A 13,372-nucleotide genomic window follows, 5' to 3' on the forward strand; every position below is an offset into this window, starting at 1 on the left:
CGAGCCCCGCCACCCCACGAGAGAGACCCACCCGATGCTCATCAAGCACCTGGACCGTGCCGGTCTGGTCCACGAGAACGGCCTGGACGCCCAGCGGCTGCTGCCCTGGCCCGAACTGAACGCCCCCTTCGAGGGCTCGTGGTGCGTGATCGCGCCCGGCACCGCCTCGACCCCGCACGCGCACCACGAGTACGAGATCTTCATCGCCGTCTCCGGCTCCGCGTTCCTGGAGTCCGAGGGCACCCGCGTGCCCTTCGAGACGGGGGACATCGTCCACTTCACGCCGGGCACCGAGCACCGGGTGGTCAACGAGTCCGGCGCGGACTTCGAGATGTACAGCGTCTGGTGGGACCTGGAGATGACCGAGCGCTTCTCGGCCCGTCACCCGGAGGGCGCCAAGTGACGCGCCGTACGGTCATCATCGCGCCCCCGCCGACCCCCAACGGGGACCTGCACACCGGGCACCTGGCGGGCCCCTTCCTGGCCGGCGACGTGTACGCGCGCTACCTGCGCGCCTCGGGCCGCCCCGTGACGTACACCAGCGGCACCGACGACAGCCAGACCTACGTCGTCGCCAGCGCCCTGCGGGCCGGGCTGGAACCGCAGGAGCTGGCCGACCGCTCCGCCGCGCAGATCGTCGCCACCCTGGAGGCGGCGGGGGTCTCCGTGGACGGCTTCGCCCCCTTCGACCAGGGCTACAAGACCACCGTCCTCGACTTCGTCACCGACCTGCACGCCGCGGGGGCGTTCCGGCTCAAGACGGTCCGCTTCCCGTACGTGGAGGCCACCGGCGAGTACCTCGTGGAGGGCCTGGTCGCCGGCGACTGCCCGGTCTGCCTCCTGGAGAGCCGCGGCGGCCTGTGCGAGTCCTGCGGCCACCCGAACAACTTCGACGAGCTGCTGAACCCGCGCTCCACCACCGATCCGGACGCCGTGGTCACCCACCGCGAGGCTCAGGTCCTGGTCCTCCCGATGGAGGAGTACCGCGACCGGCTCACCGCCTACTACGCCTCGCACCGGGACGTCCTGCGCCCGCACACCGAGCAGCTCGTACGGGAGGCGCTGGCCCGGCCGCTGCCCGACTTCCCGATCACCTACCCCGTCTCCTGGGGCATCCCGGCGCCGTTCCCCGAGACGCCGGGGCAGGTCCTCAACGCGTGGGCCGAGGGCATGGCCGCGTCGATGTACTGCACCTGGTGGGCCGCCGCGCAGCAGGGCGACCGCACCGACGGCCTCGACGAGCACTGGCTCGCCGAGAACGACATCGAGCTCGTCTACTTCCTCGGATTCGACAACGTCTACTTCTGGGGAATGACGCACCTGGCGCTGCTCATGGCGCACGGCGGCCGGTACGTCGAGCCGCACGCCATCGTCTCGAACGAGTTCTACGAGCTGGAGAACCAGAAGTTCTCCACCAGCAAGGGCCACGTCGTCTGGGCCGCCGACCTGGTGGCCGAGGTCCCCCGCGACCTGGTCCGCTTCTACCTGGCCCTGACCGCGCCCGAGCACTCCCGGACGAACTTCAGCCGGGCGGCCCTGGACACCCTGGCCTCCTCCCGGCTGGTCGAGCCGTGGAACCGGCTGGCCGGCCGGGTGGCGGAGCTGCTCGACGGCGTGGCCGAGGGCACGGCGCTGCCGGTGTCCGCCGCCGGCGCCGAGCAGGCCGGGATCGTCGTGGACCGCTTCCGCGCCCACTACGAGCTGGAGAGCTTCAGCCTGCACCGGGCCTCCGACCTGGTCGTCGTCTACCTCGACCGGCTGCTCAAGCAGGCCGGGCGCACGCGGGCGGGCGACCTGCCGGCCACCGGCGACCTGCTGCTGTCCGTGCGCGCGCTGCTCGCCTGCGCCGCCCCGCTGCTCGTCGACCTCGCCGAGCGCGCCGAGAAGGCCGGCATGGACCTGAGCCTTCCGGGCCGCTTCACCGCGGCCACCCCCGTCGCGGCCCTGCGACTGCCCACCCTGTCCACCGCCGTAGGGGCCTTCGACGCCCCCGCCGAGCCGGTCGACGTCCGAGTCTGACCCCCCGAGGAGCCCCTGTGTCCACGACCGCCCCGCCGAAGGCCAACAAGGCCGAACGGCTGCTCGTCCCCGCGACGTTCATCACCAACCTCGGCAACGGCATCCAGCTGACGGCCGCCTCGTACCTGGTGTTCACCGCCCAGAACACCATGCTCGCGGTCAGCTGGCTGATGATCGCGGTGACCATCCCGCAGGTCGCGCTGTCCGTGTACTTCGGCAAGCTGGTCGACCGCTTCGACCGCCGCACCCTCGCGGTCACCTCCGACCTGGTCAGCGGTGTGGCGGCGATCGGCCTGCCGCTGTGGCTGGCGCTGGGCGGCGAACCGTCCACGGTCAGCTACGTCGCCAGCTTCATCCTGTCGATCTCCGCGGCCCTGTTCTTCCCGGCCAGCAACGCCCTGATCAAGGAGCGCATCCCGGAGGCCCGCCTCGCCAAGTTCAACGGCAACTCCGAGGTCGCCATCCAGGCCGGCTCCCTGGCCTCGGCCGCCCTCGGCGGCTGGGTGATCGTCTGGACCGGTGTCGACGCCCTCTTCTACTTCAACTCGGCGACCTTCTTCGTCTCGGCGCTGATGATGTTCGCGATCGGCCGCCGCCCGGCCGGCTCGGCGGCCAGCGCCGCCGCGACCGCCGCCAAGGCCGCCGCCGCCACCGCGAAGGCCTCCGGGCCCCGCCCGCCGCTGGCCCGCCTCGCCCTGCTCTACGCCATCGGCAACATCGTCATCATCACCGGCAACAGCATCATGCTGGTCCTGGTCATCGACGCCTTCCACAGCAACACCGGCTACCTGGGCATCGTCGACGCCCTGTTCGGCATCGGCGCCCTGGCCGCCCCCTGGACCTTCGGGAAGCTCAGCGCCAAGTCGGGCCTCGTGAAGACGGCCCTCATCGGCTACCTGGTCTGGGCCGTCATCCTGGTCACGGAGTCCCTGCACCTGTACGCGATGATGGCGGCCATCCCGTTCGCCGGCATCACCTTCTGCGTGGCCCGCATCGCGGCCCGCACCGCCCTGATGAAGGCCGCTCCCGAGGAGCGCACCGGCTTCGTCTTCGGCGCCACCAACGCCTTCGGCCTCGCGGCCGGCACCGCCGCCGTCACGGGGATCTCGCTCCTGGTCGACGCCACCAAGGTGCAGTACGGCTTCTACGCCCTCTCCGCCCTGGTCGTGGTCGTGGCGACCGCCACCGTCCTGGCCCTTCCGAAGTCCTTCCTCGCGGCGCCCGCCGCAGAGGCCGAGCCCGCCGAGCCCGCCGTGACCCCGGCCCCGGCCGCCGATACCGCATCCGACGCCGAAGCCGAGGTCCTCGTGGCCGCCGCGGCCAAGGCCTGAGAGGGGCAACCGAGATGAAGCTGCTCGCCGTAGAAGCCAGCCAGAACGCCACCTACTACGTGTCGCGCTACCGGCAGGTCGAGGAACTCGGGGCCGAGCTGTACGTGCTCAACGGCCTGGGCACCGAGGACTTCTGGGACGCGTCGCGCTACCGGATCGCCGGGTCCCAGCAGATCGAGGACATCATCACGGCGGCCAAGGCCTGGCACGCCGAGGAGGAGTTCGAGGGGGTCCTGACCTTCTCCGAGTCGGGCGTGGTCGCCGTCGCGGCCGTCGCCGAGGCGCTGGGCCTGCCGGGCATCGGCGTCGAGGCCGCCCGCACCAGCCGCAACAAGTTCCTGATGCGCCAGGCCCACGAGCGCGGCGGCGCCGCGCACCCCGCCTTCCGCTTCGCCGGGGACGTCGACGCGGCCCTCGCGGCCGGCGCCGACCTCGGCTACCCGCTGATCCTCAAGCCGACCCTGGGCGCGGCGAGCAACTTCGTCTTCAAGGTCGACGACCCGGAGGAGATGCGCGTCCGGTTCGCGGACGTGATGACCGGCATCGAGACCATGACCTGGGCCCTGATGGAGGCCGAGGGCCTGGACCTGGGCCCGAACGGGGTCATCATCGAGGGCTACCTCGACGGCCACGAGCACCTCATCGAGGCCGTGGCCTGGGACGACGAGGTCTACCTGGGCTCCATCGTCGACCGGATCACCGTCGAGAGCGGCACCTTCGACGACGACGTGCACCACGCGCCGACCTCCCTGACGTCCGAGCAGGTCGCCGAGGTCCACGAGGTGGTGAGGACGGCCGCCCACGCACAGGGGCTGCGCCGGGCCGTGCTCCACGCCGAGATCCGCTTCCACCAGGGCAAGCCCTTCGTCCTGGAGATCGCCGTCCGCCCCGGCGGCGGCGGCCTCGACCACATGGCCCGGATCAGCGCCGGGCACGACCCGATCCGCTGCGTGGCCGACGTCTCGCGCGGCGCCCGCCCGGACGTCTCGCCGTACTCCCCGACCGGTGTCCACACCGCCGCGATGTGCCTGATCAGCGGCTCCGGGACGGTGGCCTCGGTCGAGGTGCCGCCGGAGGCCGCCGAGGACCCCTCGGTCTTCTTCCTGAAGATCACGGCCACGCCGGGGACGGTCATCAAGCGGCCGCCGGCCGGCAACAACATCCTCGGCTTCCTCGGCGCCAAGGGCACCTCGCTGGAGGAGGCCCTGAGCACCGCCCACGTGATGGCCAGCCGCATCCGCACCGAGATGAGGCCCGAGCATGGCTGAGGTGCGCGAGGCGACCCGACGGCACTACCTGATGTGCCCGCCCGCCCACTTCGAGGTCAGCTACGCCATCAACCCCTGGATGCGGCCCGACAAGCCGGTGGACGCCGAGCTGGCGATGGCCCAGTGGGAGCGGCTGCGGGACCTGTACCTGGAACTGGGCCACGAGGTCGACCTGATCGACCCGGTCGAGGGCCTGCCGGACATGGTCTTCGCGGCCAACGGCGCCACGGTCGTCGACGGCAAGGTGCTGGTGGCCCGCTTCCGCCACGAGGAGCGGGCCGCGGAGGCCGACGCCTACCGGGCCTGGTTCGCCGAACACGGCTACGCCGAGGTGCACGTCCCGGAGTACGTCAACGAGGGCGAGGGCGACTTCGCCCCGGCGGGGCGGCGCATCCTGGCCGGCACCGGGTTCCGCAGCGACCCGGCGGCGCACGAGGGGCTGAAGGCCTACTTCGGACTGCACGTGGTCGTCCTGACCCTGGTCGACCCGCACTTCTACCACCTGGACACGGCGCTGTGCGTCCTGGACGACGACACGGTCATGTACTACCCGGCCGCGTTCTCCACGGAGAGCCTGGCGGTGCTGCGGGCCCTGTACCCGGACGCGGTGATCGCCTCCCGCGAGGACGCCGAGGCCTTCGGGCTGAACGCGGTCAGCGACGGGCTCAACGTGGTGCTGCCGGAGACCGCCACCGGGCTGATGGACGAGCTGCGCGAGCGCGGGTTCGTCCCGCACGGGGTGGACACCTCGGAGCTCCTGAAGGCCGGCGGATCGGTGAAGTGCTGCACGCTGGAGATCCGCCGGTGACCATCGACTACGACGGCCGGCACTTCCGCAACACCGGCTACCCGGCCGGCGTGAGCGCCCCCATCGGCCACTACCGCCACGAAGGCGACCTGCTGTGGGCCGACTTCGACGGCGGCCCGGTCCGCCGGGGCTCCCTGAACGGCCGCGTCGCGGACGACGGGAAGCTCGAATTCGCCTACACGATGGTGCTCGAAAACGGCGACGTGGTGGCCGGCCGGTGCTGGAGCACCCCCGAGTTCCTCGCCGACGGACGCATCCGGCTCAACGAGCGCTGGGAGCGCTACGGCGCCCACGCGAGCAGCGGCGAGTCCGCCCTGGAAGAGGTACTGACATGACCACGACCCATCCCGCCCCGCGCCGCGGGGGAAGCGTCACCTGGGCCTGCACCAGCGGCTTCAGCCCGGTGTTCATCTTCCCGTTCACCCCGGGCGACTACTACGGGGTCGCCAACCTGCACGAGTTCCAGACCCTGATGTACCGGCCGCTGTACTGGTACGGCAGCGGCGGCCAGCCGACGGTCGACTACGAGCGCAGCCTCGCCGAGCCCCCCGTGTGGGACGCCGACGGGCGTACGGCGACGATCACCGTCAAGCCGTACCGCTGGTCGAACGGCGAGACCGTCAACGCCGACAACGTGATGCTGTGGATGCACCTGCTGGAGGCGGAGAAGGACCGTTTCGGCGGCTACACCCCGGGCTTCTTCCCGGACAACCTGGTCTCCTACGAGAAGGTCGCCGAGGACAAGGTCAGCTTCACCTTCGACGACGCGTACTCGCACAACTGGGTGCTGATGAACCAGTTCAGCACCATCACCCCGCTGCCGAAGGCCTGGGACCGCACCGCCGACGACCGGCCGGCCGACGCCACCCACGACCCCGCGCAGGCCTCCGCGGTCTACGCCTACCTGCGGGCCCGCAACGACGACCGCGAGAGCTGGGACACCAGCCCGGTGTGGAGCGTGGTCAACGGCCCCTGGAAGCTGGACCGCTACACCATCGACGGGGTCTCCGGCGAGTGCGTGCTCGTCCCGAACGAGAGCTACTCGGGGGCGAACAAGCCCTACCTCGACGAGTTCCGGCTGATCCCGACCGACTCGGACGGCGACCAGTACGAGAGGCTCCGCAAGGGCCCCGACGCCCCGGACGGCGTGCAGATCGGCTTCCTGCCCTTCGACGAGATCACCGAACCGGCCGAGGACCCGATGACCGGCGGGCCCAACCCGCTGGGCGAGCACTACGACCTGCTGCCCCAACTCACCTACAAGATCCACTACTTCCCGATCAACTTCAACAACCCGACCGTCTCGGGCCGGATCTTCAAGGAGCTCTACTTCCGGCAGGCCCTGCAGTCCTGCCTCGACTCGAACGGCGCCATCCGCGACGTCTACAAGGGCTACGGCTACCCGACCACCGGACCCATCCCGTCCCTCCCGGACAGCCCCCTCCTCTCCCCCGCCCGCCACCACGACCCGTACCCCTTCGACGTCGACCGGGCCCGCGCCCTGCTGGAGGCCAACGGCTGGGACACCAGCACCACCCCGGCCACCTGCGTCCGCGAGGGCACCGGCCCCGGCGAGGCCGGAGAGGGCATTCCCGCCGGCACCCCGCTGCGGTTCTCGATGCGCTACGCCCAGGGCCACGAGACCCTCACCGAGGTCATGCGGAAGTTCGCCGCCGACGCCGCGAAGGCCGGCATCGAGATCGAGCTGACCGAGGTCGAGGCGAGCGTCCTGGTCCTGGAGGACACCACCTGCACCCCGGGCCCCGACAGCCCCTGCCTGTGGGAGTTCAGCGACTGGAACGGCGGCTGGGGCTACGGACCCGGCTTCTACCCGACGGGCGAGGCCCTTTACTCGTCCGGATCCTCCGTCAACTTCGGCAGCTACAGCGACCCGAAGGCCGACGCCCTGATCGCCAGGACCGTGGTCAGCGACGACCTGGCCGACCTCCACGCCTACCAGGACTACATCGCCGAGCAGGTCCCGGTGATCTGGATGCCGAACTTCCCGTTCCGGCTGCTGGAGGTCGCCAAGGACCTCCGGGGCGTCGCACCCATCAACCCCTTCGGGCTCATCAACCCCGAGGACTGGCACTACGTGGAACAGGAGCTGTGATGTACCGGAAGCTGATCGACCTCCTCGACTCCCACCAGGCCCGCTACCGGCTGATCGACCACCCCGCCGAGGGGCGCACGGACCTCGCGAGCCTGCTGCGCGGCCACCGGCTCGAAGAGGCCGCCAAGTGCATGGTCGTCCGGGTGAGCATCACCAAGCGGACCGGCATGTACGTCCTGGCCGTGGTGCCCGGCGACCGCCAAGTCGACATGGACGCCCTCGCGGACCTGGTCGGCGGCTGCGGCCGCACCGCCTTCGCCACCCGGGAGATCGCGGAACGCCTCGCCGGCAGCGTCAGCGGCACGGTGATGCCGTTCAGCTTCCACCCCGACCTCCACCTGATCGTCGACGAGCGGCTGCTCGACAACGACGAGATCTACTTCAACGCCGCCCGCCTGGACCGCTCCGTGGGCCTGGCCACCGCCGACTACCTGCGCATCGCGCAGCCGCGCGTCGCGGCGATATCCACGGCCGGCGACCGGGTCCTGGCCGCCGCGGCGAGCTGACGCACGGGAACGGCACACCGATGAACGAGCACACGACCGACGCAACGACGAACGAGGTGACGGACATGACGGACGACGCAGTGGTGATCCTGGTCGGCAGCGGAGGCCGCCCCTACCGCGAGTACCTCCTCGCGGGCGCGGCCCGCCGCCACCCGGTATGGATCCTGGACGCGGTGGACCCGACCTGGCAGGAGCCCTACGTCAGGGGCTCCACGACCGTGCCCCTGCTGGACGCGGAACGCCTGGTCCCCGACCAGGAGGCGCTGGTCGCGGCCGCCGAGGAGGTGGCCCGCACCCACCGCGTGGCGGGCGTGTTCAGCTACGACGAGACCCTCGTCGTCGCCACCGCCCACATCGCCGAGCGGCTCGGCCTGCCCGGCCTGACCGTGGCCGGCGTGGAGAACTGCCGCAACAAGCACAACACCCGGCAGGTGCTCACCGCCGCCGGACTGCCCCAGCCCCGGTTCGCCTACGTGACCGAGGCCGACGAGGCCCTGGTCACCGCCGACTCCTTCGGGTACCCGGTCGTGCTCAAGCCCCGCGGCATGGGCGCCAGCATCGGCGTCATCCGCGTCGACGGCCCCGACGAGGTGCTCAGCGCCTTCGACGTCGCGGACTCCGCCAGCCGCGGCGGCTCCCTCTCCTACGAGGGCGGGGTGCTCGTCGAGGAGTGCGTGACCGGGCCCGAGATCAGCATCGACGGGGTGAACTTCGACGGCGGCTACACCCCCCTGTTCCTCGCCCACAAGGAGCTGGGCCCCGCCCCGTACTTCGAGGAGACCGGGCACACCCTGTCCGCCACCGACCCGCTGCTGGCGGACGAGGAGCTGCTGCACGTCCTGCGGACCGCCCACCGCGAGCTGGGGATCGCGTACGGCATCACCCACACCGAGGTGAAGCTGACCTCCCGCGGCCCGGTGATCATCGAGGTGAACGCCCGGCTGGGCGGCGACCTCATCCCCTACCTCGGCAAGCTCGCCACCGGCGTCGACCCGGCCGCGCTGGCCGTGGACGCGGCGACGGGCGTACGCCCCGAGTGGACCCCGGCCCACCAGCGGACCGTCGGCATCCGCTTCCTCTACCCGCACGCCAACGGCACCGTCCGCTCGGTCGACGTACCCGCCCCGTCCGACAGCCCCGGCCTGCTGGAAGCCGTCCCCATGGTGGAGCCCGGCACCACGCTGCTGCTCCCCCCGGAGGGCTACCTCGCCCGCTACGCCTACGTGATCTGCGCCGGCGAGGACTTCGCCTCCGTCGAGGAGTCCCTCGACAAGGCGGCCGCCCTCACCACGCTCGTCCTCGACAGCTGACCCGGCGGCCCCACCCCCAAGACCCCGCCAACAAAGAAAGTGAGGTGTGCGATGAGGGTGACAGTGGTGGGCGGCGGCGTGATCGCCCTGCTCACGGCCGTCGAGTGCGTACTCGGCGGGCACAAGGTCACGATCGTGGACCAGGGTCCCATCCCCTTCAGCCGGGCCACCTCCTACGACCAGCACCGGATCATGCGGACCCTGCACCCCGCCGACCCTCCGGCCACGGCGGCCGCGCTCCGCGCCCACCGTCGCTGGCTCGAACTGGAAGAACTCTTCTCGACCCGCTTCTACGAGCAGGTCGGCGCCCTCACCGTGCTGCCCCCCGAGGCGGCCGCCGCCGGGGCACTGCTCATCGCCGGCGCCGGGGGCAACGCCCGGGAGCTGACCGCGGCCGGTCTCGCCGACCGCTACCCGCACCTGTACGCGGACGGCGCGCTGGGCGCCGTACTGGAGGACGAGGCGGGGGTCCTGCTCGCCGACCGCGTCCTGAACGCCTGCGTCGCCTGGCTCAAATGGCAGCCCGGCATCGAGCTGATCGAGCACCGCGCGGCCACCGAGGTGGACGGCGACGGCGGCAACGTCCGGCTCGCCGACGGGCGGGTGCTGCGCGGCGACGCGGTACTGGTCGCGGTGGGCCCCTGGTCCCGCGGGCTGCTGCCGCCCGGGATCGCCGACCGGCTCGTCCTGTCCCGCCAGTCCCTGCTGTACTGCCGGGTCCCCCGGCGTCAGGCCGCGGCCTGGGCGGCCACCCCGGCCATCCCCTCCCTCGGCACGCGGCGCGGCGCCTGGCTGATCCCGCCGGTCGCCGGGACCGCACTCAAGATCACCTCGGCCTCGGTCTGCCGCACGGTGGACGAGATCACCGACTACGGCACCGAGGACGTCTTCCGCCGGCAGCTGGAGGCGGAGTTCGCCGACCTGATCCCCGGCATCGGCCCCGCCTGGGTCATGGACGCCAAGGACGCCTACTACATGTCCTTCGCCGACACCGGCGGCCCCCTCCTGGTGGCCCTCGGCGGCACCGGGTACGCGTACGCGGCCTGCGGCGGAACCTCGTTCAAGTTCGCCCCGCTCATCGCCCGGGCCCTGTCGGACCGGCTCACCGGCACCGACCCCTCCCCGATCGGCGTGGCGGCCCTCGACCGGCCGCTGGACGCCTCCCTGTTCGTCCCCGTCGCATAACCCGCCCCCTCCGCACCGTCCCGAGACAGGAGCACCACCATGAGCGGCCCCCACCTGACCTACGAAGAAGCGGCCGCCCGGAGCGCCCTGCTCTCGGTCACCTCGTACGACGTCGGCCTCGACCTCACCCGCGGCCCCGACACCTTCCGCTCGACGACCCGCATCCGCTTCACGGCGGACCCCGCCGGACCCTCGGCCACCTTCGCCGAGCTGCTCGCCGAGCGGGTCCACGAGATCACCCTCAACGGGCGCGCCCTCGACCCCGCCGCCGTCCACCGGGACGAGCGGATCCACCTGGACGGGCTGGCCCCCGAGAACGAGCTGATCGTGGTCGCGGACTGCGCGTACTCCAATACCGGCGCGGGGCTCCACCGCTCGGTGGACCCGGTGGACGGGAAGGTCTACCTGTTCACCCACTTCGAGGTGCAGGAGGCCCGAAGGGTCTTCACCACCTTCGAACAGCCGGACCTGAAGGCCCCGTTCGCCTTCACCGTGACCGCCCCGGCGGCCTGGACCGTCCTCTCCGCCTCCCCGACCCCCGAGCCCGAGCCGGCCCCGGACGGCGCCGCCGTCTGGCGGTTCGCCCCGACGCCCCCGCTGCCCACCTACCTGACCTCGATCGTCGCCGGCGAGTACCGCCTGGTGAGCGACCACTACACGGCCAAGTCCGGTCAGGAGATCCCGCTGCGGCTGGCGAGCCGCGCCTCGGTCGCCGCCGACCTCGACCCGGAGGAGCTCTTCGAGACCACCAAGCGCGGCCTGGACTTCTACCTGGAGGCCTTCGGCACCGACTTCCCCTTCGCCAAGTACGACCAGGTCTTCGTGCCCGAGTACAACCTGAGCGGCATGGAGAACGCGGCCACCGTCATCCTGCGCGAGAACTTCGTCTTCCGCTCCAAGGTCACCGACGCCGTACGCCACCGGCGCGCCGCGACGATCCTCCACGAGCTGGCCCACATGTGGTTCGGCGACCTGGTCACCATGCGCTGGTGGGACGACATCTGGCTGAAGGAGACCTTCGCGACCTACATGTCGGTGCGCGCCCAGGTCGCCACGACCCGCTGGCACGACTCCTGGACGGGCTTCGCCAACGCCGACAAGGCCAACGCCTACCGGCAGGACCAGCTGCCCTCCACCCACCCCGTCGCGAGCCCGGCCGCCGACATCGAACAGGCCCTGGAGAACTTCGACCAGATCACTTACTACAAGGGCGCCTCGGCCATCAAACAGCTGGTCGCCCGGGTCGGCGACGAGGAGTTCCTCGCCGGGATGCGCACGTACTTCGCCCGCCACGCCTGGGGCAACAGCACCCTCGCCGACCTGCTCGGCGCCCTGGAGGAGGCCTCGGGCCGGGACCTCGGCGCCTGGGCGGAGGAATGGCTGCGCCGGGCCGGCGTGAACACCCTGCGCCCCGAGTACACCGTCGACGACGAGGGCCGCTTCACCTCCTTCTCCATCCTCCAGGAGGCCCCGGCCGACCACCCCCACCTGCGCTCGCACCGGCTGGCCGTCGGGCTGTACTCCCGCCGGGAGACCGGGCTCCACCGGGTCGGCCAGGTGTACGCGGACGTCTCCGGCTCCCGCACCGAGGTACCCGCCCTCATCGGGGCGGCCCGCCCCGACGTGGTCCTGCTCAACGACGAGGACCTCACGTACGCCCTGATCCGGCTCGACGCCCACTCCCTGAGCAGCCTCGTCTACAGCCCCGAGGGCATCGGCGCCTTCACCGACGGGCTGCCGCGCGCCCTGACCTGGGCCGCCGCCTGGGACATGGTCCGGGCCGGCGAACTCGCCGCCGGGGACTACGTCCACCTCGTCCTGGCCGGCGTGGACAGCGAGAGCGACACCGAGGTCGTCCAGACCCTGCACACCACCCTGCTGACCTCCCTCGACCAGTACGTGGCCCCGCAGGCCCGCAGGCAGGTACGGACGACGGTGGCCGAGGCGGCCCGCCGGCGGCTGACCTCCTCGGCGCCCGGCAGCGACATCCAGCTCGCGTGGGCGCTGCTGCTCGCCCGGGTGGCCGCCACCCCCGCCGACCTGCGTCTGATCGCCGGGCTGCGGGACGGCAGCATCGAGATCGAGGGCCTCACCGTCGACGTCGAACTGCGCTGGGCCCTGCTCGCCGCCCTCGTCCGGGGCGACCAGGCCGGTGCCGCCGAGATCGAGGCCGAGCGGCTGCGCGACGGCACCACGGCCGGCGCCGAGAACGCCGCCGGGGCGCTGGCGGCCCGGCCCGACGCCGACGCCAAGGCCGAGGCCTGGGAGGCGGCCGTACGGGGCGACGTCAGCAACGGCACCCGGCGCGCCCTGGTCGGCGGCGTCCACAGCCCCATCGGGCTCGGCATCGCCCAGAGCTGCCAGCGGGAGCTGCTGCGCGGCTACGCGGACCGGTTCTTCGCGGAGATCGGCGAGGTGTGGGCGGAGCGTTCGGCGGAGGTGGCCCGGACCCTGGTGACCGGGCTCTACCCGAGGCTGCTGATCGAACAGGAGACGGTCGACCGCACCGACGCCTACCTGGCCGAGGCCGCGCCCCCGCCGGCCCTGCGGCGCCTGCTGACCGAGGCCCGCGACGAAGTGAGCCGCGCGCTGCGCGCCCAGGGGGTGGACGCGGCAGCGCGCGCCTGAGGCCCCCCGGGGGAAGGGGGCCCGGCTGAAGGGGCCCCTGTCCACAGGGGCCCGCGACCCCTGTGGACAGGGGTTCGTCGGGACGAATCGGCCCGGCGCCGGGGCGCCTGGCCAGCCTGCTGACGACGGGCAGGCCGAGCTGCGTTGCCTCGCCCAGGTCGGCCAGATCCATGCCGGATGATGGCTGAGCCATGACGCGGTCGA

General features: G+C 72.0%; 11 protein-coding genes. All 11 read left to right on the forward strand.

Features of this window, described 5'->3' with window-relative positions:
• The first annotated feature begins 34 nt into the window (after positions 1–34).
• The 11 genes from AB0F18_RS15715 (at position 35) to pepN (ending at position 13,168) form a co-directional block, all read left to right on the forward strand.
• Complete coding sequence (locus AB0F18_RS15715; RefSeq protein ID WP_362060072.1) at positions 35–403, forward strand: cupin domain-containing protein; 369 nt, start codon at positions 35–37, stop codon at positions 401–403.
• On the forward strand, positions 400–2,019 hold the full coding sequence (locus AB0F18_RS15720; RefSeq protein WP_362060075.1) for a class I tRNA ligase family protein: 1,620 nt from the start codon (positions 400–402) through the stop codon (positions 2,017–2,019). The genes AB0F18_RS15715 and AB0F18_RS15720 overlap by 4 nt, the downstream gene beginning before the upstream one ends.
• A gap of 17 nt (positions 2,020–2,036) precedes the next feature.
• Positions 2,037–3,350 (forward strand): MFS transporter, encoded by a 1,314-nt coding sequence (locus AB0F18_RS15725; RefSeq protein ID WP_362060078.1) that lies wholly within the window; start codon positions 2,037–2,039, stop codon positions 3,348–3,350.
• 14 nt (positions 3,351–3,364) lie between these two features.
• Positions 3,365–4,618: an ATP-grasp domain-containing protein gene (locus tag AB0F18_RS15730; protein ID WP_362060081.1), complete on the forward strand. Its 1,254-nt coding sequence runs from the start codon at positions 3,365–3,367 to the stop codon at positions 4,616–4,618.
• A complete protein-coding gene (gene ddaH / locus AB0F18_RS15735; RefSeq protein WP_362060084.1) occupies positions 4,611–5,426 on the forward strand; it encodes a dimethylargininase in 816 nt (271 codons plus the stop codon). Before AB0F18_RS15730 ends, ddaH begins: the two co-directional genes overlap by 8 nt.
• Entirely contained in the window at positions 5,423–5,761 is a 339-nt protein-coding gene (locus tag AB0F18_RS15740) for a hypothetical protein (protein WP_362060087.1), read from the forward strand. The genes ddaH and AB0F18_RS15740 overlap by 4 nt, the downstream gene beginning before the upstream one ends.
• Positions 5,758–7,539, forward strand: coding sequence for an ABC transporter substrate-binding protein (locus AB0F18_RS15745; protein WP_362060090.1), 1,782 nt, complete (start codon positions 5,758–5,760; stop codon positions 7,537–7,539). Before AB0F18_RS15740 ends, AB0F18_RS15745 begins: the two co-directional genes overlap by 4 nt.
• A complete protein-coding gene (locus AB0F18_RS15750; protein ID WP_362060093.1) occupies positions 7,539–8,045 on the forward strand; it encodes a YbaK/EbsC family protein in 507 nt (168 codons plus the stop codon). The genes AB0F18_RS15745 and AB0F18_RS15750 overlap by 1 nt, the downstream gene beginning before the upstream one ends.
• Before the next feature lie 65 nt (positions 8,046–8,110).
• The gene (locus AB0F18_RS15755; RefSeq protein ID WP_362060096.1) at positions 8,111–9,355 is read left to right on the forward strand and encodes an ATP-grasp domain-containing protein; all 1,245 of its coding nucleotides are present in this window, start codon (positions 8,111–8,113) and stop codon (positions 9,353–9,355) included.
• A gap of 51 nt (positions 9,356–9,406) precedes the next feature.
• Complete coding sequence (locus tag AB0F18_RS15760) at positions 9,407–10,540, forward strand: FAD-binding oxidoreductase (protein WP_362060099.1); 1,134 nt, start codon at positions 9,407–9,409, stop codon at positions 10,538–10,540.
• Between the two features lie 39 nt (positions 10,541–10,579).
• The gene (gene pepN, locus AB0F18_RS15765; RefSeq protein ID WP_362060102.1) at positions 10,580–13,168 is read left to right on the forward strand and encodes an aminopeptidase N; all 2,589 of its coding nucleotides are present in this window, start codon (positions 10,580–10,582) and stop codon (positions 13,166–13,168) included.
• Positions 13,169–13,372 lie beyond the last annotated feature (204 nt).

Source organism: Streptomyces sp. NPDC029216 (assembly GCF_040648015.1).
GTDB lineage: Bacteria > Actinomycetota > Actinomycetes > Streptomycetales > Streptomycetaceae > Streptomyces.

Bases quoted from the DNA above. Each gene is read 5' to 3' on its own strand.
- AB0F18_RS15760 (WP_362060099.1), top strand. From the start codon at position 9,407: ATGAGGGTGACAGTGGTGGGCGGCGGCGTGATCGCCCTGCTCACGGCC.
- AB0F18_RS15730 (WP_362060081.1), top strand. From the start codon at position 3,365: ATGAAGCTGCTCGCCGTAGAAGCCAGCCAGAACGCCACCTACTACGTG.
- AB0F18_RS15715 (WP_362060072.1), top strand. From the start codon at position 35: ATGCTCATCAAGCACCTGGACCGTGCCGGTCTGGTCCACGAGAACGGC.
- AB0F18_RS15750 (WP_362060093.1), top strand. From the start codon at position 7,539: ATGTACCGGAAGCTGATCGACCTCCTCGACTCCCACCAGGCCCGCTAC.
- pepN (WP_362060102.1), top strand. From the start codon at position 10,580: ATGAGCGGCCCCCACCTGACCTACGAAGAAGCGGCCGCCCGGAGCGCC.
- AB0F18_RS15745 (WP_362060090.1), top strand. From the start codon at position 5,758: ATGACCACGACCCATCCCGCCCCGCGCCGCGGGGGAAGCGTCACCTGG.
- AB0F18_RS15755 (WP_362060096.1), top strand. From the start codon at position 8,111: ATGACGGACGACGCAGTGGTGATCCTGGTCGGCAGCGGAGGCCGCCCC.
- ddaH (WP_362060084.1), top strand. From the start codon at position 4,611: ATGGCTGAGGTGCGCGAGGCGACCCGACGGCACTACCTGATGTGCCCG.